31 protein-coding genes are annotated in these 26,754 nt (G+C 62.2%); 14 read left to right on the top strand and 17 right to left on the bottom strand.

Annotation, left to right across the window (positions count from 1 at the left end):
* Positions 1-147: 147 nt before the first annotated feature.
* The 3 genes from HMPREF2635_RS11425 to HMPREF2635_RS11415 form a co-directional block, all read right to left on the bottom strand.
* Positions 148-864 (bottom strand): GNAT family N-acetyltransferase, encoded by a 717-nt coding sequence (locus tag HMPREF2635_RS11425; protein WP_083321308.1) that lies wholly within the window; start codon positions 862-864, stop codon positions 148-150.
* 17 nt (positions 865-881) lie between these two features.
* Positions 882-2,174 (bottom strand): molybdotransferase-like divisome protein Glp, encoded by a 1,293-nt coding sequence (glp, locus tag HMPREF2635_RS11420; protein WP_070821795.1) that lies wholly within the window; start codon positions 2,172-2,174, stop codon positions 882-884.
* Positions 2,175-2,262: 88 nt separating this feature from the next.
* On the bottom strand, positions 2,263-3,192 hold the full coding sequence (locus tag HMPREF2635_RS11415) for a UTP--glucose-1-phosphate uridylyltransferase (RefSeq protein WP_070821794.1): 930 nt from the start codon (positions 3,190-3,192) through the stop codon (positions 2,263-2,265).
* Between the two features lie 70 nt (positions 3,193-3,262).
* Between HMPREF2635_RS11415 and HMPREF2635_RS11410 the strand changes: the two genes are divergently transcribed.
* From HMPREF2635_RS11410 to mscL, 3 genes are all read left to right on the top strand, one after another.
* On the top strand, positions 3,263-3,829 hold the full coding sequence (locus HMPREF2635_RS11410; protein ID WP_049154209.1) for a 5-formyltetrahydrofolate cyclo-ligase: 567 nt from the start codon (positions 3,263-3,265) through the stop codon (positions 3,827-3,829).
* A 68-nt stretch (positions 3,830-3,897) separates the two neighbouring features.
* Positions 3,898-4,542: an SAF domain-containing protein gene (locus HMPREF2635_RS11405; RefSeq protein WP_070510403.1), complete on the top strand. Its 645-nt coding sequence runs from the start codon at positions 3,898-3,900 to the stop codon at positions 4,540-4,542.
* A gap of 376 nt (positions 4,543-4,918) precedes the next feature.
* Entirely contained in the window at positions 4,919-5,347 is a 429-nt protein-coding gene (gene mscL, locus HMPREF2635_RS11400; protein ID WP_070821793.1) for a large conductance mechanosensitive channel protein MscL, read from the top strand.
* Between the two features lie 91 nt (positions 5,348-5,438).
* On the opposite strand, the gene HMPREF2635_RS11395 is transcribed toward mscL, so the two are convergent.
* The 7 genes from HMPREF2635_RS11395 to HMPREF2635_RS11365 all read right to left on the bottom strand — a co-directional run bounded on the left by HMPREF2635_RS11395 (position 5,439) and on the right by HMPREF2635_RS11365 (position 11,098).
* Complete coding sequence (locus HMPREF2635_RS11395) at positions 5,439-5,705, bottom strand: hypothetical protein (protein ID WP_070821792.1); 267 nt, start codon at positions 5,703-5,705, stop codon at positions 5,439-5,441.
* The gene (locus tag HMPREF2635_RS11390) at positions 5,705-6,298 is read right to left on the bottom strand and encodes a MogA/MoaB family molybdenum cofactor biosynthesis protein (protein WP_046646961.1); all 594 of its coding nucleotides are present in this window, start codon (positions 6,296-6,298) and stop codon (positions 5,705-5,707) included. Before HMPREF2635_RS11390 ends, HMPREF2635_RS11395 begins: the two co-directional genes overlap by 1 nt.
* A gap of 110 nt (positions 6,299-6,408) precedes the next feature.
* Positions 6,409-7,956: a S1C family serine protease gene (locus HMPREF2635_RS11385; protein WP_246824887.1), complete on the bottom strand. Its 1,548-nt coding sequence runs from the start codon at positions 7,954-7,956 to the stop codon at positions 6,409-6,411.
* Positions 7,957-8,067: 111 nt separating this feature from the next.
* A complete protein-coding gene (locus tag HMPREF2635_RS11380) occupies positions 8,068-9,678 on the bottom strand; it encodes a HAMP domain-containing sensor histidine kinase (RefSeq protein ID WP_049154199.1) in 1,611 nt (536 codons plus the stop codon).
* The gene (locus tag HMPREF2635_RS11375) at positions 9,675-10,373 is read right to left on the bottom strand and encodes a response regulator transcription factor (RefSeq protein WP_070701572.1); all 699 of its coding nucleotides are present in this window, start codon (positions 10,371-10,373) and stop codon (positions 9,675-9,677) included. The genes HMPREF2635_RS11380 and HMPREF2635_RS11375 overlap by 4 nt, the downstream gene beginning before the upstream one ends.
* A 266-nt stretch (positions 10,374-10,639) precedes the next feature.
* A complete protein-coding gene (gene rpmF, locus HMPREF2635_RS11370; RefSeq protein ID WP_010187615.1) occupies positions 10,640-10,813 on the bottom strand; it encodes a 50S ribosomal protein L32 in 174 nt (57 codons plus the stop codon).
* 15 nt (positions 10,814-10,828) lie between these two features.
* Positions 10,829-11,098, bottom strand: coding sequence for a type B 50S ribosomal protein L31 (locus tag HMPREF2635_RS11365; protein ID WP_005530151.1), 270 nt, complete (start codon positions 11,096-11,098; stop codon positions 10,829-10,831).
* A 521-nt stretch (positions 11,099-11,619) separates the two neighbouring features.
* Between HMPREF2635_RS11365 and rpmB the strand changes: the two genes are divergently transcribed.
* The 6 genes from rpmB (at position 11,620) to HMPREF2635_RS11335 (ending at position 14,420) form a co-directional block, all read left to right on the top strand.
* Complete coding sequence (gene rpmB / locus HMPREF2635_RS11360) at positions 11,620-11,856, top strand: 50S ribosomal protein L28 (RefSeq protein ID WP_010187623.1); 237 nt, start codon at positions 11,620-11,622, stop codon at positions 11,854-11,856.
* Between the two features lie 2 nt (positions 11,857-11,858).
* Complete coding sequence (gene rpmG, locus HMPREF2635_RS11355; RefSeq protein WP_010187624.1) at positions 11,859-12,023, top strand: 50S ribosomal protein L33; 165 nt, start codon at positions 11,859-11,861, stop codon at positions 12,021-12,023.
* Between the two features lie 3 nt (positions 12,024-12,026).
* Positions 12,027-12,332 (top strand): 30S ribosomal protein S14, encoded by a 306-nt coding sequence (rpsN, locus tag HMPREF2635_RS11350; protein WP_010187625.1) that lies wholly within the window; start codon positions 12,027-12,029, stop codon positions 12,330-12,332.
* A gap of 15 nt (positions 12,333-12,347) precedes the next feature.
* Positions 12,348-12,602, top strand: coding sequence for a 30S ribosomal protein S18 (gene rpsR, locus HMPREF2635_RS11345; RefSeq protein ID WP_010187626.1), 255 nt, complete (start codon positions 12,348-12,350; stop codon positions 12,600-12,602).
* Between the two features lie 218 nt (positions 12,603-12,820).
* Positions 12,821-13,603 (top strand): hypothetical protein, encoded by a 783-nt coding sequence (locus tag HMPREF2635_RS11340; RefSeq protein WP_070821790.1) that lies wholly within the window; start codon positions 12,821-12,823, stop codon positions 13,601-13,603.
* 100 nt (positions 13,604-13,703) lie between these two features.
* Positions 13,704-14,420 carry a TetR/AcrR family transcriptional regulator gene (locus tag HMPREF2635_RS11335; protein WP_070821789.1) on the top strand — a complete coding sequence of 239 codons (717 nt, stop codon included), beginning with the start codon at positions 13,704-13,706 and terminating at the stop codon, positions 14,418-14,420.
* Here the strand turns inward: HMPREF2635_RS11335 and HMPREF2635_RS11330 are convergent.
* Together HMPREF2635_RS11330 and HMPREF2635_RS11325 are read right to left on the bottom strand one after the other, a co-directional pair.
* A complete protein-coding gene (locus HMPREF2635_RS11330) occupies positions 14,417-15,097 on the bottom strand; it encodes a hypothetical protein (protein WP_070821788.1) in 681 nt (226 codons plus the stop codon). The genes HMPREF2635_RS11335 and HMPREF2635_RS11330 overlap by 4 nt on opposite strands.
* Positions 15,098-15,233: 136 nt before the next feature.
* Positions 15,234-16,481 carry a serine/threonine protein kinase gene (locus HMPREF2635_RS11325; RefSeq protein ID WP_046646971.1) on the bottom strand — a complete coding sequence of 416 codons (1,248 nt, stop codon included), beginning with the start codon at positions 16,479-16,481 and terminating at the stop codon, positions 15,234-15,236.
* A 144-nt stretch (positions 16,482-16,625) separates the two neighbouring features.
* On the opposite strand from HMPREF2635_RS11325, the gene HMPREF2635_RS11320 reads away from it, so the two are divergent.
* Positions 16,626-17,273 (top strand): hypothetical protein, encoded by a 648-nt coding sequence (locus tag HMPREF2635_RS11320; RefSeq protein WP_070821787.1) that lies wholly within the window; start codon positions 16,626-16,628, stop codon positions 17,271-17,273.
* A gap of 6 nt (positions 17,274-17,279) precedes the next feature.
* Here the strand turns inward: HMPREF2635_RS11320 and HMPREF2635_RS11315 are convergent, their stop codons facing one another.
* Both HMPREF2635_RS11315 and HMPREF2635_RS11310 read right to left on the bottom strand, forming a co-directional pair.
* Complete coding sequence (locus tag HMPREF2635_RS11315) at positions 17,280-18,143, bottom strand: hypothetical protein (protein ID WP_246824886.1); 864 nt, start codon at positions 18,141-18,143, stop codon at positions 17,280-17,282.
* A 17-nt stretch (positions 18,144-18,160) separates the two neighbouring features.
* Positions 18,161-19,042 (bottom strand): hypothetical protein, encoded by an 882-nt coding sequence (locus tag HMPREF2635_RS11310; RefSeq protein WP_070821785.1) that lies wholly within the window; start codon positions 19,040-19,042, stop codon positions 18,161-18,163.
* 226 nt (positions 19,043-19,268) lie between these two features.
* On the opposite strand from HMPREF2635_RS11310, the gene HMPREF2635_RS11305 reads away from it, so the two are divergent.
* Positions 19,269-20,087, top strand: a complete 819-nt coding sequence (locus HMPREF2635_RS11305) for a flagellar basal body-associated FliL family protein (protein WP_070821784.1) — start codon at positions 19,269-19,271, stop codon at positions 20,085-20,087.
* A gap of 219 nt (positions 20,088-20,306) precedes the next feature.
* Here the strand turns inward: HMPREF2635_RS11305 and purH are convergent, their stop codons facing one another.
* From purH to HMPREF2635_RS11290, 3 genes are read right to left on the bottom strand one after another with little or no spacing between them, the layout of a single operon-like run.
* Entirely contained in the window at positions 20,307-21,839 is a 1,533-nt protein-coding gene (purH, locus tag HMPREF2635_RS11300; RefSeq protein ID WP_070821783.1) for a bifunctional phosphoribosylaminoimidazolecarboxamide formyltransferase/IMP cyclohydrolase, read from the bottom strand.
* 41 nt (positions 21,840-21,880) lie between these two features.
* Positions 21,881-22,486 (bottom strand): phosphoribosylglycinamide formyltransferase, encoded by a 606-nt coding sequence (gene purN / locus HMPREF2635_RS11295; RefSeq protein ID WP_046646976.1) that lies wholly within the window; start codon positions 22,484-22,486, stop codon positions 21,881-21,883.
* Between the two features lie 40 nt (positions 22,487-22,526).
* On the bottom strand, positions 22,527-24,188 hold the full coding sequence (locus tag HMPREF2635_RS11290; protein WP_246824885.1) for a cell division protein PerM: 1,662 nt from the start codon (positions 24,186-24,188) through the stop codon (positions 22,527-22,529).
* Between the two features lie 368 nt (positions 24,189-24,556).
* Here HMPREF2635_RS11290 and HMPREF2635_RS11285 point away from each other — a divergent pair, with 368 nt between their 5' ends.
* The 3 genes from HMPREF2635_RS11285 (at position 24,557) to HMPREF2635_RS11275 (ending at position 26,753) form a co-directional block, all read left to right on the top strand.
* Positions 24,557-25,309 (top strand): M23 family metallopeptidase, encoded by a 753-nt coding sequence (locus HMPREF2635_RS11285; RefSeq protein WP_070515944.1) that lies wholly within the window; start codon positions 24,557-24,559, stop codon positions 25,307-25,309.
* A gap of 188 nt (positions 25,310-25,497) precedes the next feature.
* Complete coding sequence (locus HMPREF2635_RS11280; RefSeq protein ID WP_070510433.1) at positions 25,498-26,040, top strand: PadR family transcriptional regulator; 543 nt, start codon at positions 25,498-25,500, stop codon at positions 26,038-26,040.
* Positions 26,037-26,753 (top strand): ABC transporter ATP-binding protein, encoded by a 717-nt coding sequence (locus tag HMPREF2635_RS11275; RefSeq protein WP_070515946.1) that lies wholly within the window; start codon positions 26,037-26,039, stop codon positions 26,751-26,753. The genes HMPREF2635_RS11280 and HMPREF2635_RS11275 overlap by 4 nt, the downstream gene beginning before the upstream one ends.
* Position 26,754 lies beyond the last annotated feature (1 nt).

Raw genomic sequence — 26,754 nt, 5'->3', positions numbered from 1 at the left:
CTAGGCCCCTACTCTAGCTGCCCAACCCCGCCCCGTGGGCACCAACGAACCCCTAAATTACAAGGTTGTTACTCAAGTGAAAGCAGAGGTAGTTGACCTAAACAATCTCCCAACCCATCACCGGCTTAGCAACAGCTAAGCCACCTGCTACGCCCCCGCGATTCGTCCCGCCGCACGGAGGCGCTCCACCGCCCCAGAGGCAAAATCCTCGCGATTAAGAGCCAAAAAGTGATGGTCCCGCCACGCGCCGTCGATATGCAGGTTGCGGCGCAGGAACCCTTCATCGCGGAACCCGTTGCTGTGCAGCACCTTGCCTGAAGCGGGGTTCTCCGGCAGATAGGTCGCCGTCACACGATGCAGCCCCACACGATAAAAGGCATGGTCCACGCCAAGAGCACAGGCAGCAGTAGCCACGCCCGCACCGTGCACCGCGGAATGCACCCAATAGCCAATCCAGCATTCGCTGACCCCTCCATGCTGGATATTTCCTAAGGTCAATTGCCCACAGAAGTGGCCATCAACCTCAATGACCAGCGGCACCACTGTCCCGGCCCGGGCCGAGTCACGCAGAAACATCAGGTGATTCCACCAAGCCGACTGGGAGTGCGCCGCATCCCACCCCGTCGGCAGCGTCGGCTCCACCGGTTTGAGGAAATCCCTATCCTCGATGCGCTGCCGTCGCCACGCCGCACCGTCCCTCCGCAACAGCGGGCGCAAACGTAGCGTCGCCCCGCGCGGGAAGACACGAGACTCCCGCAGCCGTACCGCGGGTGTAGCTTCTGGCCAACCCGGATGATCGGGGTTGACCCCACCGGTGGCGGGAGTAGAAAAGCGCCCCGCGGCGGTACCAAAAGGATCAAGCATGACGTGTGTGCCGGCGGCTAGCTGCGCTGGGTCAGGAACAGGACGTCCACCACGTCCCCGGGACGGATCTCTGTCACTTCCTCCGGAATGCGGATCATCGCGTTCGCTTCCGAGAGCCCTGCGAGCAGGTGCGCCGGCGCACCCGCCGCACCGCCCAGTCCTTCCACCAGATAGTCAGAGGTTTCGGCATCCCGCATGAGCCGGGCGCGGATGTAGCCGCGGCGTCCCGGGCGGGATTCCATGTGGTTGAGCACACGTGCGCGCACCACGCGACGTTGGCCGCTGCGCTTGCCTAGCGAGAGACGGATCAGCGGGCGCACAAAGACCTCGAAGATAACCAGCGCGGACACCGGGTTCGAGGGCAGCAGGAAGGTCGGGATGCGCTCCTCCCCCAACAGGCCGAAGCCCTGGACCGATCCCGGGTGCATGGCTACGCGTGAGGTATCCACATCTCCCAACTCATCAAGGACCTCGCGGATTTCTTCCGAACCCGCGCCACCCACGGCGCCGGAGATCACCAGCACCTCGCTGCGCGCCAGGTAGGTTTCCAAAGCCTCGCGCACGCGACGCGGCTCGCCGGCGGCGATGCCGACGCGGTGCACGTCCGCGCCCGCCTCCTTCGCGGCCGCTGCAAGCGAATAAGAGTTCACGTCGAAGACTTGACCTAGGCCGGGCTCGCGGTCGACGTCGACAAGCTCCTTGCCGAAGGACACGATGGTCACGCGCGGGCGGGGGTACGCCAGCACCTTCGAACGCCCCACCGCCGCAAGCAGGCCAATCTGCGCTGGGCCCAAGATGGTACCGGAGGATACGGCAACATCCCCGGGCTGAATATCATCGCCCACGCGGCGCACGAAGTCCCCCGAGCGCACCGGGCGGTGCGAGGTCACGCGCTTGCGGCCACGGTCGGTCCACTCGAGGGGAAGGACGGCGTCGGCAAGCGTCGGCAGAGGCGCGCCCGTGTACACGCGCACCGCTTGCTTGGGCTGCAAACGCAAAGGCTGGCGCGAACCTGCGGGAACCTCCCCCACTACAGGCAGGGAACGCTCAATCTCCATCTCGGTGGCGGGTGCATCCGCATCCTCAATGTCGTGGCGGGAGCGTGCCTTGAGGGCTTTTTCTCCCCCAACGTCCACGGCGCGCACGGCATAGCCATCAATGGCTGCTTGCGGAAACCCCGGGAGCGGCTGGTTTGCCTGCACCTCCTCCGCGCACTTGAGACCTAGGGCATTCGCGATGGCGATGCGTACCGGCTCGGGAGTCATCGCTGCATCAAGAATGAACGCCATCTGGTCATCGACCGAACGCATGTACCGCCTGCCTTTACTCTGGGGTATGTGGGGCCTAAAGGGATGGAAGTTACTGGAGTAGAGCTTAGCGCGCTAGGCGTGCGAAGGCTTAGCCCTTCAGCCCCTTTTCTTCTTCGTAATCCTCCACAATCTTCTTAATCGCCTTGTAGAGCGCGGGACCGTATTTCTCATCGCGCAGACCAAAGTCCACGTTGGCTGGGATATAACCGCCCGGGTTGCCAAGGTCGTGGCGCTTGCCTTGGTGAACTACGACGTGAACTGGGTGTCCCTCCTTAATGAGGAGCTCGATGGCATCGGTCAGCTGCAGCTCCCCACCCTTGCCCGGCTTGATACGGCGAAGGGCATCAAAAATCTTCCTGTCGAGCAAGTAGCGCCCAGTGGCCACGAGGTTCGAAGGCGCATCTTCCGGATCCGGCTTCTCCACCATGCCCACAACCTTCTTCACGCCCGGCGCGTTGGTGTCCTCGACGTCGAAGACCCCGTAGTTATAGGTCTCTTCGCGTGACACCTCGAAGGCGCACAACACGCTGCCGCCCAGGGCGGCGCGAACCCGGGCCATCTCCCCCATGACGGTGGCCGGCAGGACAATGTCATCCGGCAGCATGACGGCGAAGAATTCTTCGTCATCCTCCAACACGGATTCCGCTAAGCCCACCGCGTGGCCCAGGCCCAGCGGCTTTTCCTGCTCCACGGAAATCGGGTGGATCAACTGAGCAGCACGCTTGACCTTGGCCACTTGCTCGTCTTTGCCGCGGGCGTGGAGGGTCTCGACGAGATCGGGGAACTCATCAAAGTGCCGCATCACTTCCTGCTTGTTCGGCGCGGTAATCACCGCAAGGCGCTGGGCGCCCACGGACGCGGCCTCTTCCGCAATGAGTTCAATACCCGGCGTATCAACGACGGGGAGCAGCTCCTTCGGTACGGTCTTGGTGGCGGGCAAGAAGCGGGTGCCCATGCCAGCAGCGGGGACAACGACCGTAGCGATCCCGGTGTGGGAATCCTCGTGTGCAATAGCCATAAGTTCCACTTTACAATGCGCCCTTCCCGCTCCCGTGCTGCGCTACGCCGTCTCGCTATGATTGACAACCATGACGACCTCCCCCAAGGACGCCTTAAGATCCTCACTCCTTAACGCGCGGCGCGAGCGCAGCGCCGAGCAGCGCGCTGATGACAACGCCGCGTGGTGCGCCGGTGTGGGTGAATTACTCACTCCTGCGATGCGTGTTGCCGCCTACCATCCCCTGGGCACAGAGCCGGGTGGCCCCGACTTCGTGGAGACCGTGTCCGCACTCTGCAAGGAGGTCTACCTTCCCATTTCAGGCAAAAACGGTGAGCTCTTGTGGACGCTGTATGGCGGGCCGGAGGCCATGCGCCCAGGGGCATTAGGGATTGCAGAGCCCGTCGGGCAGCGCCATAGCAGCGAAATCCTGGCGCACCTCGACCTCATCTTGGCGCCCGCGATGGCGGTGAGCGAGTCAGGCATGCGCCTCGGAAAAGGCGCCGGCTACTACGACCGCGCACTCACCCCGCTTCCCACTGGGAACCCGCCTGTCGTGGCTCTCGTCCACTCCAGCGAGGTCCGGGACGTCCCCTTCGAGGAACACGACCGTCCCGTCGATGGCATCCTCACCGAGCGCGGGATGCGCTGGCTTTAATCGGCCCCTTCTCAGATTCCATGCCGCCGCCTGGGAACCGCGCGGGTCGGAGCGCAGTCTAAAAAGGTATGGACTTTCTTCACGTTCTGCGCACCCCCGGGCATCGCCGCAGCGTTCTTCTGCGCCGCGTAACGGCCGCAGTCTTGCTCGTGGCCGCGGCGGCCAGCGCGCTCGCTTCTACCCGTGAGCAGCCGCGCGTGGTGGTCATGGCCCGGGACGTCGCCGCCGGGGAGACGCTGGCACTTGGCGATGTCTCCGTGGCCCGCGTCCCCTCCTCCGCTCTCCCCGCCACGGCGTTGGGGAGCAACCCGGAAGATGCGGTGGGGCGAGTTCTGGTGGCGGCGGCCAGCGCCGGCGAAATACTTACCACCACCCGGCTGCTCAGTTCGGACCTCATCGCAGACTTCGGGATGGAAGACGGCCACCTTATCCCACTCACGCTCGCCGAGCCAGACGTTGCCCGCAACCTCCATCACGGCGATACGGTCAATATTGTCGGTGCCCTCGACGGTGGTGACGACGCTTCCCTCCCCGCCCGCGGTTCAACGATTGCCCGTGGCGCACGCGTCGTGTCGGTGGGTGCCGGCGGAGAGGATGCCCGCACGCACACACTCCTCGTTGCGCTACCAGCCGAAGCAGCCGAAGCTGTGGCAGCCGCGTCACTGGCACAACCGCTCACGGTTGTCATTGTGGGCGATCGCGCCCACAGCTAGCTTGACCTGTGAGAATCGCCGCATTTATGTAAAAAGGTTGTTAGAGAATGTTGCCGTGACACGAAAACTCTGCCTACTATAGGCACATCCACTCAGGCGCTTTATGCTCTTGCAGTCTCGCGACTGCCGCGCGACCCCGCGGCACCACCTGCAGGATGGCGCACAAAAGTGGCTTTCGCTATTCCAGTATTTCCACATGCTTCGTCTTACGTTGGCGCCCCTGCGCATCTAGGGCCTCTCTTAGAGAGCATTATGGCTCTATGCCTGCTCTTCTCCGACTTTTCTGAACAGCGTTCGGGCGCACAGTCCGGACTACACAGAGCAGACGCTTAAGACACAAGAAGCACCTACCCCCGTAGATAGGACAACCACCACCATGCTCAAGGGCTTTAAAGATTTCATCCTGCGCGGCAACGTCATCGAGTTGGCCGTAGCGGTCATCATCGGTGCCGCCTTCACCGCGATCGTCACCTCCATCACCGATCACATCATCCAGCCGCTGATTAACTCCCTCGGCTCCCCAGACTTTGGTGGCCTGGGCTTCGCAATTACCGATAACCCGGAGACCTTCCTGGACTTCGGTGCAGTCATCACCGCCCTTATCAACTTTCTCATCGTTGCCGCTGTCATCTACTTCGTCATCGTTGCTCCGATCAACGCCGTCACCGAGCACGCTAAGCGCCGCCAGGGCGTTGACCCGGAGGAGCCGGCTCCGACCACCGAGCAGCTGCTCGGCGAGATCCGCGACCTGCTCGCTGCTGAAAACGGTGGCACCACCACCAACAAGCCTGGCTCCAGCATCTAAGCCAGCAGCCCCAAGCCTAAAAATCCCGCAGAACCGGCATTTCGCCGAAGTTCTGCGGGATTTTCTTTTGCCTCCGCCCGCTGCTCACGCACTACTGCGTGGTGCCAAAATGCGGCGGCATGTTCTCGCGGTAGAAGGCCTCTCCCGTGGCCTCGTCCTCGCTGTCACCACCGGGGCCGCCTGCGTCCGCCTCAAAGCTCACGGTGCGCAGCTCATCGGCCCCTGCGGCGGAAGAAGAGCCAGCGGCCCCAGACATTGGCCCGTGAGGAACATCGAAGCTGCGATCGTAATTCTCGGCCGTCGAAGGACGCTTCGCGCGACGGCGCGCCCGCGGGGTACGCGGTGTGGAATCAGCCATTAGACGCTGGACTTCTGCAGCTGATCGACGAGGTGGTGCACCAAGGGGGTCAGCGTAGCCATGCCATCGCGTACCGCCGCGCGGGAAGATGCGACGTTGACAATCACCGTTGAACCAGACACTCCCGAAATGCCGCGGGATGTGCACGCATCCACCGCACCGCATGCTTGGCCGGAGGAGCGCAGGGCCTGGGCCACGCCAGGGACCATTTGGTCCAGCACCGCGCGAGTCGCCTCTGGGGTCTTATCGCGCGGGCCAACGCCCGTGCCGCCAATCGTGAGGACCAGGTCAACGCCCCCGACCACGCCGGTTTCAATCGCCTGCCGGATTTTGGACTTCTTGGAACGAACGATTACTGCGCCGTCGACGGTGAAATCAGCTTCAGCCAACAGTTCGCCCGCCAAGCGCGACGTGTCCTGCGCTGCATCATCTGGGTGGTCGGTGACGATCACGACGAGCGCGCGGCGCGGTGCTTGCACACTTTGTTCTTGTTCGCTCGCGATGAGGAAGGCGTCATCTGGTTCGGTGACATCATCGAGTTCGCGTGAGGCATCGCGCCCCAGCAACTCAGTTGCGTCGGTGTTTTCTGCCACGGAGGTTCTCCTTAAAGATAGGGGCGGAATCTTCCGGTAGTGGTTTCTTCACAAGGTCTCAGGGTGCGGTGTTCGTGCGGCGCTCACGCACCGCCCAAGTATTTGTTAACTTACTCGCTTGCCAGAGTTACCTCTACCTTTCTCACATCTTCGCTGTCTCGGCTCCGTACCTCCAAGGTCACGGTCGCGCCGAACTCCTGGGAACGGGTTGCCGCGATGAGGGCATCAGAGCTTTCAATAAGCCGATCGTTGACGCGGGTGACCACGTCACCAGACTTGAGCCCTGCCTTATCGGCTGGGCTATCGCGTTCTACATCGACGATCTCCGCACCAAGGGTGTCGCTTTGCGCGCGGACCTTAACGCCCAAGGTTGGGTGCTTGACCTTGCCATTGTTGATGAGCTCATCGGCCATCCGCTTGGCAAAGTTGGAGGGAATAGCGAATCCCAGACCGATGGAACCGCCCTCGGAATTCGAGCTACCCGATAGCGAGGCAATCATCGAGTTCATTCCAATGATGTTGCCTTCCATGTCCACCAAGGGACCACCGGAGTTGCCTGGGTTGACGGCGGCGTCGGTCTGGATGGCGTCGATCAGCGAGGACTCCCCACCTTCCTGCGAAGCACGGACGGGACGGTTCTTGGCCGAGACAATTCCGGAAGTCACCGTAGCGTTGAGTCCCAGCGGGGAACCGACGGCAACGACCTCTTGCCCCACCGCGGCAGCGTCCGAATCACCGAACTGCAGGAAGGGAAGCTCGTTAACGTCATCAATCTTGATGACAGCAACGTCCGTGGTCGCATCCGAGGCCACAAACGTGGCGCTATGGCGGGAACCATCATTCATGGTCACTTCCAAGCGCCCGCCTTGATCCGCGCCGGCGACGACGTGGTGATTGGTCAACACGTAGCCGTCCGGGGAAATAATCGAGCCCGAGCCCTCGGCACCGCCGGAGCGGGTAATGGAGTAAATGGATACCACTGCTGGAAGTACCTTCGATGCCACGTCCTCGACGGAGCCGTCGGCAGGCTCTTTACCGGTGCTGTTGGCCACCGGCTGGCGCTCCAAGACCTCATTGACCGTCGAGGTGGAGGACTTGTCCTTGCCCACCGTTCCGACCACCACGCCGGTAACACCGCCGGCAGCGATGAAGGCTACGAGCATCATGGACAGCGCGGTGCCCAGGCCGACCTTGCGCTTGGCCTTAGGCTCATCGCTCGGTTCCACGACCCGTACGCCTGCCCCCTCTTGGCCGCCGAAGAACTGGTTCTGATTACCAGCATGCGCCGCAGTGTAGCGCTGACCGGCATAAGGCTGTGTTCCCTCCTGCGAGTGCTGCCCTGCCGAAGGCTGCTGTGCTGCCAAACGCTGCTGACCTTGTTGACCGAATCCATAATTCGAACCGCCATACGGCGCCTGCGCCCCGTAAGGCGCCTGGGAAGGCTGGTTGCCAAAAGAAGAAGCCTGGGCTCCCTGCCCCGCCTGGCTTCCGTAGGGCGACTGTCCGCCTTGCCTCGATGTATCCGACCGCGGCTGATTCCAGCCATTCGATTCACTTCCCGCAGAAGGTACCTCGCCTCGCTGCTGTGATTGTCCCCGTCCGTCAAAGTTCTGCGGGCTATCCATGGGGTTATCCATGTTCGAATTCCTCATATTCATGTCAGGTAGTGTGCACCATCGCGCTGGCGCGTATCTGATACTAATCTGCCAGTGTGCTACGAGAAGCTGGACGTTTCCTGTGCGCCTTGAGCTGGGGTGATCCCTGGCACACTAGCCCTGATTGAACCACCGCTCCGCAAAGATATGGCCGCGGTCGTTGCGCTCTTTCGGTTGGCTGACCGCGGGGTCGTGTAGCTGCCCCGCTGACTGCTGCTCAGCGGAGAGTTCGGACTGGAAATCGTAGGGCAAGTCTTCCAGCCCGTCCACCAAGGCATCACCTTCGGTGGGGTGCCCGGGCAGGATAACCTCCATGCGCGTTCCGCCGTCCGCGGAATCCTTGATGGTGATCTCTCCATTGTGCCTCTCCACCACGGATTTCACGATTGCTAGGCCCAATCCTGATCCCGGCATGGCACGGGCTTCAGCAGAACGGTAGAAGCGCTCAAATACCTTGTCCCGTTCCTCCGGAGCGATGCCGGGGCCAGAATCGTCAACGCGCAGGCGCACCTTGTCAGGGGCGATTTGCCGCATGGACACGCGCACGGTCCCCGTCGGCGGGGACCACTTCGCAGCATTGTCCATAAGGTTGAGGGTGGCACGGCCCAGCGCAAAAGGATCGCCGTCGATCATCCACGGGATAAACCGCACGCGGAAGTCCACGTCAGGACGGCGGCGCTTGGCGCGGTTGAGCGAATTCTCCAACACTTCGTGCAGCTCAACGGGCTCCGGCTCCTTCTCAGTGGCGTCCTCGCGCGCTAGGTCAACCAAGTCACCGATCAGGGTGGCCAATTCCGACATCTGCGCCATTACGTCATCTTCGAGGTCGCGCCGGTCTTCCTCACTGATGCCAAACCCGCCACCGGACTTATTGAGCATCATGAGAAGCTCAATGTTCGTCCGCATGGACGTCAGCGGGGTCTTAAGCTCGTGGCCGGCATCAGCCACAAACTGTGATTGCTGCACGCGCGCGTGCTGCAGGGCGGAAAGCATTCGGTTAAAGGACACAGTAAGTTGTGCCATTTCATCGTTGCTCTCCACGGCAATCGGCCGCAGGTCATTGGTCTGCGTCACGTAATCAGCAGCCCGCTTGAGGCGAGCGATCGGCTCCATGCCGGTCTTGGACACCACCATTCCCGCGAAGACGGAAAGCAGCACGCCAAAGGCCACGATAATCAGCAGCGCGGAGCCCACCGCGGACACAATCTCCTCCGTGGGACCAAGGTCCTTGGCCAGGACTACCGTGGCGCCACCTTCCTGGGACTTGGCCAGCACGCGCTCACCACCCAGGGTGCGGATGGAGCTTTCCATGGTGTCCCCGTCCGGTTTAAAGTCCCCACCCACCGGCAAGGCGTCACCATAGGAAAAGGTAGCTGCTGGCGGAGAGATAGAGACCCGAGTCGAAGGATTGTAGAGCTTAAAAGAAGCGATCTCCTGATCGATATTCTCCACGAAGCGCGGATCCTGTGCCTGCTCCATCAGCACGTCCGCTTGCTGCATGATTTGCTTGTCGACGCTCGCCGTCATCGACGCCGCAACCAACCAGTAGGTCACCAACGTCATCACTGCCACCGAGACAGCGACAACGACACCAGTAACCAAAGAAAGGCGCCACCGAAGCGGCGCCCGCGAAGCCCAGCCGCGACGACCTGACAGGCCCAACCACGCCGTGGAATCTAGGTCTTCAGAAGGCACCGCGTCGGGCGCGGGCCTCCGCAAAATCACGCGATAGCCTCCCTCATGACATAGCCGACGCCACGCACGGTGTGGATAAGTCGCGGCTCGCCATCTTCTTCGGTCTTCTTACGCAGGTAGCCGATGTACACCTCGAGAGCGTTGCCTGAGGTAGGGAAATCATAGCCCCATACTTCTTCCAGGATGGTGTTGCGGGAGAGCACCTTGCGCGGGTTCTCCATGAGCAAGCGCAACAAGGCGAATTCGGTGCGCGTCAGTGAAATCTGACGGTCACCACGGGTGACTTCGCGCGTATCGGCATCGAGCTTGAGGTCCTCAAAACTCAGCTGGGTTTCAACGGGCTGCTGCTTGCCGATCGACTCCGCAGCAGCACGACGGACCAGGGAACGAACACGAGCCAAAAGCTCTTCAAGAGCGAAAGGCTTGGGCAGGTAATCGTCGGCACCCGCATCGAGGCCTGCAACGCGGTCAGACACGCCATCACGAGCCGTGAGCACGAGGATTGGACGGTCCCAACCCTCACTGCGCAAGGTTCGGCAGACTTCCAAGCCGTCCATGTTCGGCATCATCACATCGAGGATGAGCAGTCCTGGGTTCTCCCTGTGGACCATCTCGACGGCCTCTACGCCATCGGCGGCCAACATTACGTCGTAGCCATTAAACTTCAAGGAGCGGCGAAGCGATTCGCGTACGGCCTGCTCGTCATCCACGACAAGAATCTTCATGTTTCCAATTATGTCCTATCTAAGGCGCATTCACGAAGTGGGCCTAGTTCTTTCGCCCCCTTAAATCACCCCTTAAGATTTTATTCACCCCACTACCCGTGGCATCAGCGAACGCCCAGACAAGAAAGGCACCGCAGCCAAGCACTGCAGCCTCGAGAATGAGTCACTGCAGCGGGCAACTAGGCCAACACAAATGCCCCGAGGGATTCACTTAGAAAGGGTGAATCTCTCGGGGCAATAATTGCAGCCTTGAGGCTTAGAAAGCCTTAGAACTGCTCCACGTCGACCAGGCCGAGCTTGGCGGCCTTCACCAGACGGCGCGGGATGCGCACGGTCTGGCCGTCGATGGTGACTTCCTGGAGGGCGACGTTGTCAGCCTTCCACTGGGAACGGCGAGAGTGGGTGTTCGCGCGGGACTTCTTAAACTTAGGAGTTGCCATCTTTTCCTATCCTCCTTACGCGTTCTTCTTCTTGCGGCGAGCCATTGCACCGAAGCGCTGGTTGAACTTCTCAACGCGGCCAGCGGTATCCATAACGCGCTGGGCACCGGTCCAGAACGGGTGGGACTCAGCGGTGACGTCAACGACGATGAGCGGGTACTCGTTGCCGTCTTCCCACTCAACGGTGCGATCGGAGGTAGCGGTGGACTTGGTCAGGAAGGAGTGGCCGGTACCGGCATCCTTGAAGACCACCGGGTGGTAATCCGGGTGGATATCTTTCTTCATATGTCGATTCCCTCAGGGTTGAACTACGGGTCGGTTCCTTCCGCAACACATCTCCGGCGTGGAAGGAAGTGTGAAAGGATCGTGCCCGAGTTGGGTCTCTATACTTACAAACTGTGCGGCTCGTGCCGACAACTTGACATATCCTACAGGCCACCAGCATTAAAACCGAAATCGCTCTGGCCTCCACCGCCGCGCTCCGACGGACAGAATCCACAACCACACCCCTCACCTGCCCCTTCGGCAGGAACGCGCGGTAGATCAGGTATAGATCAGCCGTAGCTCAGGTATAGATCAGAGGTATCCACACCGGCCCGCACGCCGGCGGTGATTAGGTTCTGCAGGCTGTGGCATGTAAGATTTCCCCTTGCTGTTGTCAAAGTAATCGTTTTACGCCCCCATCAACTGGTGTTCAACGGATTAAGCCTCCTGCTCAACCTCACTTTTTCGAGCGCCGCGCCTCACCGCGGAAATAGGCCTCCGTTAGTCGCTTTCGATGTGGGCGGCTAGGAGAAAGAAGACCCATGTCGGCTATTTGCCAGGTAACGGGCCGCAAGCCGGAATTCGGCAAGCAGGTCTCGCACTCGCACCGCCGCACCTCGCGCCGTTGGAACCCCAACGTGCAGCGTCGTCGGTACTACCTGCCCTCTGAGGGCCGTACCATCACCCTGACCGTTTCCACCAAGGGCATGAAGATCATCGACCGCGATGGCATCGAGTCCGTCGTGGCTAAGATTCGCGCACGTGGGGAGAAGATCTAAAGATGGCACGTAATGACATCCGTCCAATCATCAAACTGAAGTCCACTGCGGGCACCGGTTACACCTACGTGACCCGTAAGAACAAGCGCAACAACCCGGATCGCATCACCTTGAAGAAGTTCGATCCGATCGTCCGCAAGCACGTCGAATTCCGCGAGGAGCGATAATTTATGGCTAAGAAGTCAAAGATCGCCAAGAACGAGCAGCGCAAGGAAATCGTCGCCCGCTACGCGGAGCGTCGCGCTGAGCTCAAGGCAATCATCAAGAACCCGAACACCCCGGACGAAGAGCGCCTCGAGGCGCAGTTCGAGCTGAACCGTCAGCCGCGCGACGCCGCCCGCGTCCGCGTCCGTAACCGCGACTCCGCTGATGGACGTCCGCGCGGTTACCTCCGCAAGTTCGGTCTGTCCCGTGTCCGTATGCGCGGCATGGCTCACCGTGGTGAGCTGCCGGGCGTTCGCAAGTCCAGCTGGTAAAGGGGTACCCATACAATGGCTGTCAAGCGTAATAACCACAAGAAGTTCCGTATGGAGCAGACCCGCCGCCCGAAGAAGAACCCGCTCAAGGCCGAAGGCATTGAGAAGGTTGACTACAAGGAGATCAAGACCCTGCGTCTGTTCATCTCCGACCGCGGCAAGATCCGCTCCCGTCGCGTCACCGGTCTGACCCCGCAGCAGCAGCGTCAGGTTGCTACTGCCGTCAAGAACGCACGCGAAATGGCTCTCCTGCCGTTCACGTCCCGCTAAACACTAGCTGGTTTCAACAGCGCACTTTTGCCGCTGTACTCGTGACTCACTAGGACAGGACAAAAGAGCTTTCAGGCCGCCGCCTCCTTCCCCACCTCGGGGCAGGTAGGCGGCGGTCGTCGTTTTCGCGGTTAGGGCAGTTGCTCTGCCGCCCCGCAAATTCCCAGTGCTACATTGAAGAGCTAGAAAGCCCCTGACGGAAAGGCAACTAACACCTGATGCCGCTGCACGAATCCCTTACCGATCTCAGCGAACTAGCCGCCCACTGCCACTCCCCCGCCCATGCGCGTGGACTATTGGAAGAAGCCCAGGACCTTCTGCGCAATGCCACCGCCCACCGGGCTGACGGGGTCGAGCTTGCGGCGTGGTTTTCCCGCGTGGTCACCGATATTGTTCGCTCCCCAGGCCTTGCTAGCCCTGTGCGGCTGACAGGCGCTGCCGCCCGCGGGGATCTTCTCCCTTCACTTCCCATCACCTGGCTGGGCGCCGACGAGCAGCTGGAGCAGGTCATCATCGAGGCTGGCTTGCCCTGCGGCGCAGTCGCGGAATGCGCCTCAACTCGCGCTGACGCCGGCCTGCCGCTGGGCACCGGCGGCGAGGAGGAACTCTATGCCGAGGCTGTATCGCAGCGGCCAGCGCCCCTCAAGCTCGTGGATGGGCTGCCGGACCGCTCCGCCGAGGTGTCCATTCGCCGTTCCCTACTCGCCCCCGTTTCGGCCATCGCCCGCTGGGCAGCGCCGGCACCTCGGCCCACCCCTGACCGCCTTGCCATTGGCGTGGAGCGCGAATTGCTCACCGCAGCCGAGGCAGAAGGCCTGAGCCTGGCGTGGGGCACGGGCATCGCGCTGGAATTGGGGCGGTGGTACGAGGGCGTCGACAAGCACAGCGTTATTCTCGAAGACCTTCCGCCATTGGACCGCACCGCCTACGGCTCGGCGTGCCGCACAGTCTCCGCTGCCGTCGAATCCATAATGATCCGGCACGGTAATGTGGTTAGCTGAAGTCAAAGCTACGCTTTGACGAACGCCGTTCGCGGCGGGGTGTACGATTACTGACTTGCTGTCAGTTATTACATGAGTTTTATCGAAGGGAGTCCGCCTCATGGCAGGTAGCGTTGGCAGGCCAAGGAAGAATAGCCCACGCCGCCGGGGAAACACCGCGCGCGAGGAAATCCTAGATGCCTCATCCGAGCTCTTCACCACCCAGGGCTTTGCGACAACCTCGACGCACCAAATCGCCGATGCCGTCGGCATCCGGCAGGCATCGCTGTACTATCACTTCCCTTCCAAGACGGATATCTTCCTCACGCTGCTGAATTCCACCATCGAGCCCTCACTCGAGCTGGCGGAGGAGCTCGCGGCCTCGGATGCCGCGCCGGCGCAGCGCCTGTGGTCCCTGGTGGCCGCGGAGTCCCGTCTGCTCTTGACGTCGGCGTGGAACGTGGGCCGCCTGTACCAGCTTCCGGTGGCTAACTCCCCGGAGTTCGGCGAGTACCACGAGCAGCGTGATCGCCTCAAGGAGCACTTCCGCACTGCCGCCGCTGGCATTGTTGGTGATGATGACCCGCGCGTGGAGCTTCCTTTCCACATCGCGCTTTCCGTCATTGAGATGCGCCCCAACGATGGCACCGCGCCTTTCGACGCCTCGCAGCGCGTGCCGGAGCAATCCGCCATGCTTGCCGACGCCGCCCTAGCCGTCCTCGGCACCACCCCTCCCGACAACGCCGAAGCCACTACCTTGGAGCTGCTGAAGAACCGCAACGACTCCATCTCGGCATCCGCCGCTGCCGCGGCCGACCGCAAGAAGACGACGCGCTAACGACCGTGCCGGATGGCGTAATGCGCCAAGAAAGTCTTATACGGTTTATAGGCCTTTTCGCCGTCCGCCCGAAGACTGTCCACGAGGCGATCCATCTTGTGGTTGGTTTTCTTTTCGGTCCAGTCCAGAGCCTCAGCAATCTCGCGCACCGAGGGAATATCGGCATCAGTTGAACCCGGCTTCTTGAGGTAGCTGGCTAGCTGGCGCAGTAGCTCCTCCTGCTCATCGTTGGGCACATGGCGGGTGCGGGTGCGCTCTTCATCAAGGTCCTGCTCGCGCTTAGTCCGGCGCGAGTAGTTGCTGTTTTCGACATCGATATAGAGCTCGTAGGGGCATTCCGGGGTTTCAAACGTAATTCGTGACGGGCCCGGCGGCACGGCCGCCACCGAGCGCGGGCCGAGATCGATGCGGGAGAATCCCTTAACCCCGCGCAGCTCGATGCGCAGCGGAATGTGGCTGCCTACGTTGCAGATCATCCAGCCTTGACCGCCGTACCACAGTTGGAAAAGCTGACGGTGCAGGGTGAGGTCCCCCTCGCCGACCCGGAAGTCACCAGCGCGACCGACGACGACTTCCTCGCCCGGTGCCATGACCAGCACGCCGCCGATCAGGTCATCGATGCGCAACCTGGGCCCTCGGGGCGCGTCGTGCGATGGGAGTGGCTGTTGCTGGCTCATGGACACCTCCGTAGGCGGCTGGAAATTCGCGCACATCGCCTTTCGGCTCGGCGATATGCCTCAACAATGCCCTACAGTGTAGCGGCTCTCACCACAGTACTGCGGGGACAAGCCGCTTGCCCCAGCTTGTTGGGGACTAGGACACGATGGCCCATGTCACCACGAAAATGAGGATGATGACAACAACGGTGACTGTGATGATCAGAGCGTTCTGATTATCCTTTGTGGCTGGTTTGGCAGCTCTAGGCTCTGCCGCGGCACGCTTGTGAACGGTAGCCCCCGGTACCGCAGGAGTCACCGGCGTGGAGGGAGATACCGTCCCGGGTGAGGCGACAGGGTTAGCGGGAGCTACAAAACCGGTCGGCATAGCCTGCTCGACAGACCCAAAGGAACCGGCAGGTCGCGGCCAGTATTGCGTCGGCTGCCCAGGGGTTTTTGCCTGCCGTGGCTGCGCGGGTTCCGTCGCCTGGTTGGTGGTGGGCTGGGAACGGGAGACGTCGTCAAGCGCGGCAATGAAATCCCGGGCGCGCGCATAGCGTTGCATGGGCACGCTATCCAGCGCCTTGTTCAGGACAGTCTGCACCTGAGTCACCACCCGTGCGGTGTCCTTCGCCAGGAACGTCGTGAAAGCATCACTAGACAAGTCCGGGATGCGCCGCTGCCCTTCCCACTCACTGCGCGGCATCGTGTCCTTAAGGTGATGCAGCGTGAGCATCTCGAATGCAATAAGCGCTAGCGAGTAGTCATCCGCGCGCGCCGACATATCGTCATCGCCATAGGCATGACCATTATTTTCCGGGGCCAGGTACTTTTCAGTGCCCACGATGTGGCCAACCTTCGTCAGACGGGATTGCCCCTCTTCGATGCTGATCCCGAAATCGCTGAGCACGGCAGGCGGCAGGCTGCCCGGGGTCTTGCGCAACAGGATATTTGCGGGCTTGATATCGCGGTGTACCCACCCGGGATGTAGCTCGTGGTGCATGTAGTCCAGCGCCGAAGCAATCGGCGTGAGGTAGTAGACCACCTCAGCCACGCTAAACCCCCGGCCTTCCTGCGCGCGTTCCCGGATGGCGTGCGCCAGGGTTCCGCCGTCGATGAACGCCATCATCATGACGTCGTCACCGCGCGGCGTGGACTCCTTGGAATAGAACTGGACCACTCCCGGGTGACTGCCAATCTTGGTCAGCGCCTTCATTTCGTTGTTGAAGCGGGCGCGGGAGGCTTCATCGCGGACATCATCCAGCAGCACCTTGACGGCAAGCTCACGAGAAAGATCCGGATCGGTGGCATGGAAGACCTGCCCCATGCCGCCTTCACCCAGCAGGTACACGTTGGTGTACCGCTTCTGCTGGGTCAGCCATTGCACGAAGTAGGAATTAGTCACCGCCCCATTGCACCATATGCACAACCAAGCATGAGGGTGCCATGTCCCATCGCCCCCAAATGGAGGGGACTTCACCGTGGTTCAGTCAGGCATGCGGGAGCCAGTTATGCTACCTGTTGTTCTCTATAGTTTTCCAAGGACCCTATGACCACCCCAGGATTTGGCACTAACCCCTACGAGCACACGAGCCCTGTGCACGGCGGGCCTCAGCAGACCCAGCCCGACCAGCGCAACCTCGTTCCGATCATCTGCGCGATCGCCATCCTTATCGCACTCCTGATTTCCGGTGCCGTGATCTGGAATCACGTCCGCTCCACCGGCCAGGAAACCCCCAGTACCGCCGAATCCTCGGAGCAAGCGCAATCCTCCGCGGAAGAAACCGCACCAGAAGACGACGAAGAAGAGGACACGGAAGGCGCGCCGAGCGAGGAAGCACCAGAGACCTCAGCCAGCCCTGGAGCTGCTGACGTCCCAGAGGGCCTAACCGCGGCCGGCTGGTCCGACTACCCGGAGGCGCGTTGCCAGCAGGGCGAGGACATGGTCTTCGCCGCCGCAGGTTCCGATCCGGTTTCGCACATCGTTATCTGCGAAAAGCAGGACTCGCTCTTCTACCGCGGCGTGTGGTCTAACGGTGCCGCTTTCGGACCGGCCCGGGGTGAGGGCAGCTCCTATACCGCCTCCATCCTCGACCCCACCAGCGGCGAGGACACCGGTTCCGTGCTCACCATCCGCGGCACGGACTATGACATCGATGGCGAGGCGGGGGCCTTCGAGGACTACTGGCCGCGCTAGGGGTCCTTAGACCGCGCCTTGCTGACACCCTGCATCGGGCCATTCCACCTCGGCGGCGGCGAGCTGCTTGACTAGGTGCGTGAGCATCTGCTGGGCTTCTCCGTAGTCCCCGGACTCGGCCTTGGCATAAATGGCAACCGCCACCGTGTTCCCGCCCAGCGGGATAAGCCCCATCTGGCGGGCTTCATAGGCCCCGTCCGCGGCTGGGCCCCAGCCGCCCTTCATGACTGATCCTTCGAGGGTGCCCAGCCCATACTGCTGTGCGGGATCGGGCTGTCCCATGGCTGCCAGAACGGGGTCAGTGCCCTGCTGGCATCCCAGGTCGGCGACAAACTCTGCTTGCTCGGCTACCGGCCACTGCGTTTGGCCAAATGCACTAAAGCCGGGGCGCGGTGGCGTGGCGGGGACAGTTGCCGTGCCGATGATCTCCTGGGTTGCCTGCGCGGCGTGATCTCCCCCGCCGAGTGACTCCCAGAGGGAATCGGCCGCGGCATTATCGGAAAAGGTAATCGCCCGCGACACGGTCTCCGGATCCGCCACGCCGGCGCGCTCGGCAGCAATGGCCAGCGGCACCTTCGCTGTGGACCATGCGGACTGCGGGTCTGTGATGCCTGCTGCGGCGACGGTATCTGCGCCGGCCACCGCGATTCCGGTCCCCGGGTTGTCGGCCGCGATGGCTTCGAGGGCTTCGTGGATGTCGGAGGCCTCAATCACGGGTGGCTCCTTTTCGGGGGTGGACTCAGGCAGGGTGGGCTGGGGGCTGCTCGCTGCCGTGGGTTGCTCCGGCGCGGAGACATCGCCGATGGTGCAGGCGCTTAGCGACGCCACCGCAATCCCCGCGATCACCACTCGTGCTGCTGCTTGTTTCATCGTTGACCGCCTGCGCATTAGAGGATGTACACAACCGCATTGTTGCCACCTTTGCAGGTGACAAATTCACCGTTATCGGAGCAATCCATTGTGTAGTTCTGCTTGGTGGTTGGGCTGTAGGCCTCAATCGTGGCGTCATACTCATGGGTATCCACCCAGTGCTTGACGTACTCGTCCCGCACAGCGTTGGCGAATGGCTCCGACGTCACCTCAGTGCCGCGGTAGACGCTGTTGAAGTTGCCGCCGGGCTCATTTTTCCGCGCGGCGTCGTTCGCCGGTATCGCCCCCGCAGGCAAGTCGGGGTGCTCCGGGCGTTTCTGTGAGGCGGAGCTCGTCGTAGTCTCCTCCGTGGTCTTTTCCGCCTCATCCGCCGCAGAAACCGTCTCTTGGGTGTCGTCGTTGTCCTCGGTGAGCTGCGCCGCGGTGGTCAGGGGTGCATCAGCCTGAGTTCCCATGCCGCTATTTTTAAAGAAGATAAGGTAGGCCAGCGCGGCAATGACGAGCAGCACCGCCAGGATCAGCACGGCGATGAGCACATACTTTCCGCCGTTGCCGGAACCACGGTGCGCCGGCGCGCTCTCCGGGTAGGCAGTGGAATAGGCAACCGGTTGTTGTTCGTACTGGCCGCCGCCCTGCGCTGCTGACTGGGGCGGGAATTGCTGGGTGGGAAACTGCTGCTGGGCGTAGTTGCCTTGCGCTCCGGAGTGGGCGAAGGGGTTGGAGTAATTGCGCTCACCTTCCTGTGGGAAGGCCCGAGGGTGCACGGGGCGTTCCTGGGTGGGCGGGGCCTCAAAATCCACAGTGTCCGGGTGAGTTTCCTTGCGGGAAGGCTGTGGCTGGCCACCATTTCCCTGCGAGTGCTGGGAGCCGAATCCGTGGTTGCGATCTGAATCAGTCACCGGGGCCTCCGTAGATCTAGACATGTCAAGTGCGCCCTGTGGGCACGTTTCTATCTTTACTATCTTTACACAGCCGCACTGGTGACGGTGGCGTTCGAACGTGGCGGGGAGTACTCCCACGGGAGTGTCCCTCACACCACACAGACGGTGTCACAGAGTTTAGATTGTTAGAGGTACCTCTTATACTCCACCTTCCTGCGCACGGAAAGGCTGTTATTCTCCCGCCATGACTTTTCCTACCGGCCCTTCGGGCACGCCGCCGCATAACTCCGGCCCTTCCGGCTTCGGTTCCCCCGGGTTTGGCCGCCCCGGCGGTTCTCCCGTTCCACCCGGCCAGCCACAGGCTCGCCCGGGTGGCTTTGGCAACACACCGCCGTTTGGTGGGCAGCCCACTGGCACCCCGGCGCAGCCTTCCTTCGGTGGTGGCGCACCTACACCGCCGCCCCAACCCCAGCCGTCCCAGTACTCCGCGCCTGCTCCTCCACAAGGCAAGGGACGATTCAGCGGCGCTATTGCGGCGCTGATCTCCCTATTCATCGTGCTGGCTGTGGTCCTCGGTGTGGGCGCGTGGTTTATCTGGGGCCGCGAATCCTCCGACGATTCGCAGACCGGTGCCTCCTCTGAGCCGACGACGACCGCCTCGCTCGCGGGAGCTCCAATCACCACGTCCGCGCGCATCGACACCGACTTGGAAGCAGGCGGCGTAGTCATTGCCCGCACGTTCTTCCCGGATTCCTATGTCTCGCAGTCCGGCAGCACCAACATCGCTGACGTGCAGCTGAGCGAAGGACACAGCCAACTTATCGCTGTCTTTGGATTTAGCGATGACCGCGCAAATACGAACGTTGCCAGTGCCACCGTTACCGTCAACGGCGCTGACGGTGCTGAGCTGGCCTCCTTCGAGGTTCCAGCAGAGGAAGCTCTCGAAATGCCCATCAACATCGCAGACCACCAGGAACTGCGCTTTACTTTTACTTATAAGGACGCCCGCGGCAATCCCGCGGACAACACTGGCTTCGCGGTGGCTTCCCTCCACGCGCAGTAGCGCGCACCGCCGGGCCATCACGCCGTGGCGCCGAAGCTGCCCTTGTTGCCAAAGTTATAGGCTCGCCCGGTGGCGGCGCATAACTTCGTCGTTTAGGGCAGTTGTTGTCCTCGAGGGAAAGCTCCCGTGTACGCGAAAGCCGCCTCCCGTTCCCACGCAGTGGTGCGCAGGAATAAAGGAAGCGGCTGTGTGCTGCCCATGGCAGCGCCTTTGCCAGGCTTAGTGGAAGAAGTGGCGAGTGCCGGTGAAGTACATGGTCACGCCAGCCTTCTTGGCGGCCTCGATGACCTCTTCATCACGGATAGAGCCACCCGGCTGCACGACGGCCTTCACGCCGGCTTCGAGGAGAACCTCGAGACCATCGGCAAATGGGAAGAAGGCATCGGAAGCAGCGAAGGAACCTTCGGTGCGGTTGGCGCCGTCGGCCAGCGTGTTAGCGCGCTCGACTGCCAGCTTTGCAGAGTCCACGCGGTTGACCTGGCCCATGCCCACGCCCACGGTGGCGTTGTCCTTGGCCAGCAAGATGGCGTTGGACTTCACCGCACGAACGGCGCGCCAAGCGAACTCCAGCTGCGCCAGGTCGGACTCATTCAGAGCCTCACCAGCAGCCAGGGTCCAGTTGGCCGGGTTATCGCCCTCTGCCTGGTAGGTATCCGGCTCCTGGGTGAGCATGCCGCCGGAGATGAACTTAACTTCCTCCTTCGGCGCTTCATGCTCTGCCTGCAGCACGCGCAGGTTCTTCTTGGCCTTGAGGACCTCGATGGCGCCTTCCTCGTAGGACGGAGCCACAATAACCTCGGTGAAAATCTCCTTGACCTGCTCGGCCATCTCCACGGTGACCTCACGGTTCACAGCGATGACTCCGCCAAAGGCAGACATCGGGTCGCAGGCGTGAGCCGCGCGGTGAGCAGCCGCGATGGACTCCTCAGACACCGCGATGCCGCACGGGTTGGCGTGCTTGATGATGGCCACGCACGGGCGCTCGTGATCCCAGGCGGCGCGCCAGGCGGCGTCCGCATCCTGGTAGTTGTTGTAGCTCATCTCCTTGCCGTTGAACTGCTTCGCGTTGGCCAAACCAGTGGTACCGATGCGGGTCACGGTCGCGGACTGGTGAGAGTTCTCGCCGTAGCGCAGCGGGGTGGTCTCCTCGCCCTCGCTGAGCTGATCGACGAACCATGCGGACACCGCGGCGTCATAATCAGCGGTGTGCAGGAAGGCATCGCGGGCCAGACCGCGGCGCTGCTCCAAGGTAAAGCCGCCATTGGCCACAGCGTCAGCCACCTCGCCGTAGCGAGCCGGATCCACGACCACAGCAACAGACGGGTGGTTCTTGGCAGCCGCGCGCACCATGGACGGGCCACCGATATCGATCTGCTCCACGCAGCCATCAAAGTCCGCGCCGGAAGCCACCGTCTCACGGAAGGGGTACAGGTTCACCACGACGAGCTGGAACGGATCCACCTCCAGCTCCTCCAGCTGCTTCAGGTGGTCCTCCTTGCGGGTATCCGCCAGGATCCCCGCATGCACGCGCGGGTGCAAGGTCTTGACTCGACCCTCGAGGCACTCCGGGAAGCCGGTGAGCTTCTCGACGGGCGTGACCTCAATGCCCAAGTCCGCGATCTTCTTCGTGGTGGAACCGGTGGAAACGATCTCCACGCCGGCCTTATCCAGGGACCGGGCAAGGTCCTCCAAACCGGTCTTGTCGTACACGCTGATGAGTGCGCGCTTGATGTTCTTACGATCTTCGCTCATGGTACGGGGACTTAAGCCTTCCTTGCGGTAATGAGAGGTAGTTAGAGCTGAATACTGAGTTCCTCGCCCTTCACGCGCGTGGCGCGAAGGACGGCAACGATGAGTTCTCTTTCGACCACTTTGATGCGCTCGTGCAAGCTGGCCTCATCATCCCCCGGCAAGACCCGCACGGGCTCTTGGGCAATGATGGCGCCGGTATCGACGCCGGCATCTACGAAGTGGACGGTCGAGCCTGTGACCTTGGCGCCGTAGGCCAGCGCATCGCGCACGCCGTGCGCGCCTTTGAAGGCGGGCAAGAGCGCGGGGTGGGTATTGATGGTGCGACCTTCGAAGCGATCCAGAAAATCCTTCCCCAGGATCTTCATAAAACCTGCAGAAACAACAACGTCTGGTTGCGCAGAATCCACTGCGGCAACCAGACGCTTATTCCATTCGGTGCGGTCAGCACCCATCTCTACGACCTCGGTGGCGATTCCCGCCGCCTGCGCGCGCTCGATGCCTTGGCAGGGCACGTCCGCGACGACCTTCACGACGCCATAGCGCTCATCCTGGCCATCGAGGATGGCCTGGAGCAAGGAGCCGGTTCCAGAAACAAGTACCACGACGTTAAGGCGGGCAGAAGCAGCGGGCTGGTGCGGTGTAGTCACGCGCTACAGCCTAGCCGCTGCCGCCCTGAACCGGGGAATTTTACTCCTTTGAGGGGGCCTCGTCCTCTGCCTCAAACACATCTTCTTCCTCTGGTTCTGCCTCCTCGACTGGCTGCTCGTCGTCCCCCTCGGTCTCGTCCGATTCGACGACTTCGGCGTCAATCACCTCAGCATCCGCATCGCTGCCGACCTCAGGCTCGGCTTCAGGCTCGGCCTCGGCCTCGGGCTCGGGCTCGCTGTCCTCGTCCACGTCATCCTCGGGTTTAGTCTCGGTCTCGGTCGTGGACTCTGCGGCAACGGCTGTGTCGGGGGCGTCGTCAAGCAAGGCAGAAACCGGCACAGCGTTCGCCGCGTTGACGGGTGTGTGCACGGCCTCTTCAGTCTCTGTGGGCGCTTCAGGGGCAGCCGCGCGGCGCGCACGCCACGCCGTCACTGCCTGTGCCGTTGCGAATGCACATCCCACGACTAGGCACCACAGACAGCTCAGACCCACTGCGGTCCATACCTCGGGACCGGTGTAGCCGTATACGCCCAGCGCGCCGGACACGCCGTACACAGCCACGAGTGCGGCTACCGCGGCGGTGACGGTGGCCACGAGCGCAACCTGGAAGGAGACCAGTGCGCGGCGACGGTAAAACGCCACCACCGCCGCAACGGCGGGAACAATCAGCAGGACAGCAGCCCAGGAACTAATCGACGGTGGAACTGCGGCAGCCAACGGCAGCGGTGGAAGCGGAACCACGTGGCCGCTAAAGAGGCTCACGCTGGTGCCTTCACCGATGTGTAGCTCCGAACCGCTCAGCACCGCTCCCGCAGCAACGGCAGCGTTCGGGAGGTAGAGAACGCTCAGCAGGAAAAGACCGGCGGTTCCCAATGCATTAAGGACTGGATACTCGGCGAGCATCTCTGATTGACGCGTCCAACCGACTCCCCACAAGACCACCGCGAGAATGAAACCAGCAGCAAAAAGGTATCCGAGGTAGCTCAAGCCTATCTGGGCGGCATCGACGAACACGCGGGGGACCCCGCTGCGCTTGGCCAGGGCCTTCCACAGGCGTGGGCCCATTCCACCAATGAGGGCGACCGCATGCAATAACAACATACGGGGAAGCACACGGTACAGCTCCGGAGGGGAAACATCGTAGACCTTGCCAGCGTCCCACAGCATCAGCCATGCGATGACAGTAAGGGCTAAGGGAACCAGCAACACGCACACGCTCAAAACGATGAGGTCATTAATGCTTGCCTTATCCTTAACCGCCGCCCGCACGCGCCGCCCCACCAGCCAGGTTAGGAGCAGCGCAGGCAGAACCGGGATAAAGCCCACGTCAACACCGCCCGCGCGGATAGGCGCAAGGTTAAAGACCATCCATGCTTCCCCGACGATGGTGGGCAGCCATGCCGACGGGGAACTTGTCAGAAGCAGTGCCGCGATAGCGACCACGAGAATGCCCAGCACGACGACGAGGTTCGGAACGCCGACGACAATGAGCATGCGGCGAATACGCCCGCGGAGCGTGGTAGGGGCCTGCGCGCGGCGGGCGCGAGCTTTGTCGGACTCGACCCCTTTGATGCGCTGCGCTGGATCTCGACGATCTCTGCGGTGCCCGCGCTCAGAGTGCTCAGCACTATCACCGCGCCCACGCACGTGCGCGCGTGGGCGAGCTGACGACCTGGACTGGGGACTCGTGTTCTTATTCATCGGCGTCCACTTTGCCACGGCCCCCTCCCCCACCGGGGGTGGCGCGGCGAGGTAAGCGCTAAATGGTGCGGTGCACCCCCGAAGGAAAACTTCACGAGTGCGCACTACTCATGCCGACAACGGAAAGCCCCGACGACTCCACGGAGATCGATTCACTTTATTCACAGGAATCAGCTGTCGTTTCATTATGTGCGGCTCTTCCCAGATATCCAGAAGAAAAACCGCAATCTGGGTTGCTCTGCATTCGCCGAGACGCTACTGTTACATCTCGTTGGTAACAGGAAGGTCACAATCGGATAACCACCCAGATTGAAACGTAACGTTTGCTCTGGGCGGGCGATAGTGAATTGAGGACGGAAGAAGAGTTCATGCGAAGCAAGACTCAGCGAAGCGTAGGACGCCACCGCAAAATCACCACCGCACAGACCGCGAAGGGACGTCTGGCAGTGATGACTGTTGCGGCAGGCGCCGTATCCACCGCAGGCGTTGGCGGCGCAGCAGCAGGTACTATCCAATCCGCTGGCGCCGGGGAAACCAAGGCACAGTCCGTCGACTACACCCTGCAGACAGATACCGATCCGCTGAAGAACGCGCAGGCTGCCGTCGAAGACGCAGCCCCGCAGATCCTCGCCATCGCCGAGTCCAAGCCGGTCGCCGACTTGGCTACGCAGCTCGACAAGGCCATCCAGGCCGCCGATGCCCGCGCCGCCGCCGATGAAGCCAACCGCGCGCCGACCATCGCCCGCCCGGCAGAGGGCACTTTCACCTCCGGCTTCGGCCCCCGCTGGGGCTCCTTCCACTCCGGCATTGACATCGCAAATGCCGTGGGCACCCCCATCCTTGCCGTTATGGGCGGCACCGTCATCGACTCCGGCCCGGCATCCGGCTACGGCCAGTGGATCCGCATCAAGCACGATGACGGCTCCATGAGCGTCTACGGCCACATGCAGACCCTCGACGTCGCCGTGGGCGAGCGCGTCCACGCTGGCCAGAAGATCGCCGGCATGGGCTCCCTGGGCTTTTCCACCGGCTCCCACCTGCACTTCGAAATTCACCCCACCGGTGAGGGCGCCGTGGACCCGATTCCGTGGCTCGCAGAGCGCGGCATCAACATCAGCTAAGCCACGCTTTTAAATCCTTCCTCCAGCGCTAAGGCGGTATAGGGCACTGTTGCCCTATACCGCCTTGTGCATTCCCCCACCTTCCACCCCCGCCTGCCCCAACCGTTGACCGGACAGAAGGTTACCCAGTAACTTACTGGGTATGTACCGAAAGATTTCCTCCCTTGCCCTCCACCAAGGAGGTGACCATGTCCGTCAAACATTCCGTGCTTGCGCTGCTGAGTGAAGAGCCCGCTACTGCCAGCCACATCAAAAACCGCTTTGCTGAGACCTTCGACAACCTCTGGCCGCTCAACATGGGCCAAGTCGCCCAAACGTTGAGCCGTTTGGAGCGCGATGGTCTCATCGCCACCGACGGTGAGCTCACCGGCCCCACGGGGCGGCGCGCCACCAGCTATGCCATCACCCCCGCCGGCCGCGAAGAACTCTCACAGTGGTGGATGTCCACCTTGCACAACGACGCCATCGAGCGCGATGAGCTCGTGCTCAAAGTATCGCTTGCAGCGCGACGCTCCGACGTCGACGTCATTGCCGTCCTCGACGCCCAGCGGTTTGCCACCGTCCGCCAACTGCGTGAGCTCAACCGCCAAGCCTCGGAACTGCCTGCAGAGCGCAGCGCCCAGCGCTTGGCTGTTGAGCGCCAAATCTTCGACCTGGAATCTCTCTCACGCTGGCTCGACCGCGTGGAATCCCTAACCAACCCAACCACCACCGAGGAGGCCCCGCGATGACCCCCAACTCCGTGCCCACGACCCAGCACTTGCCGTTTCCTCTCGAGCTCGAAAACATTACCTGCGTCTTCGGCAGCGGTGCCCGCCAGGTAACTGCCTTGGATTCCGTGAACTTGCAACTGCAGCCGGGCGAACTGGTAGCTGTCATGGGCCCCTCCGGTTCCGGCAAGTCCACGTTGCTCAACGTTGCGGGCCTGCTGCAGCCGCCAACATCAGGGCGCGTGCTTCTCGACGGCGCCGACGCCTCCCAGCTCTCCAAAGCTAAAGCGGCCATCGCCCGCCGCCGCCACTTGGGACTGGTGTTTCAGCACTTCAACTTGGTCTCCTCCCTCACCGTGGGAGAGAACGTGTCCCTGCCCCTCGAACTGGACGGACTTTCGCCTGCGCAGTGCCGCGAGGCCGCCGAGGAAGCTCTCAGCGAGGTTGGCCTCGACGGCACCATCGACCGCTTCCCGGAAGAAATCTCCGGCGGCCAGGCCCAGCGCGTGGCCATTGCCCGCGCGCTCATCGGACCGCGCAAGGTGCTGCTTGCGGATGAGCCCACCGGCGCCCTCGACACCTCGACGGGCGAAGAGATCATGAAGGTCCTGCGCGCGCGTATCGACGCCGGCGCCTCCGGCATTTTGGTTACCCACGAGCCGCGTTTCGCGGGCTGGGCCGACCGTGTCGTCATGGTTCGCGACGGGCGCCTAACCGGCGAGGAGGTGCGTTAGT

Source organism: Corynebacterium sp. HMSC035E02 (assembly GCF_001836065.1).
Taxonomy (GTDB): Bacteria; Actinomycetota; Actinomycetes; order Mycobacteriales; family Mycobacteriaceae; genus Corynebacterium; species Corynebacterium hiratae.
This window is presented reverse-complemented; position numbering and strand designations above follow the sequence as displayed.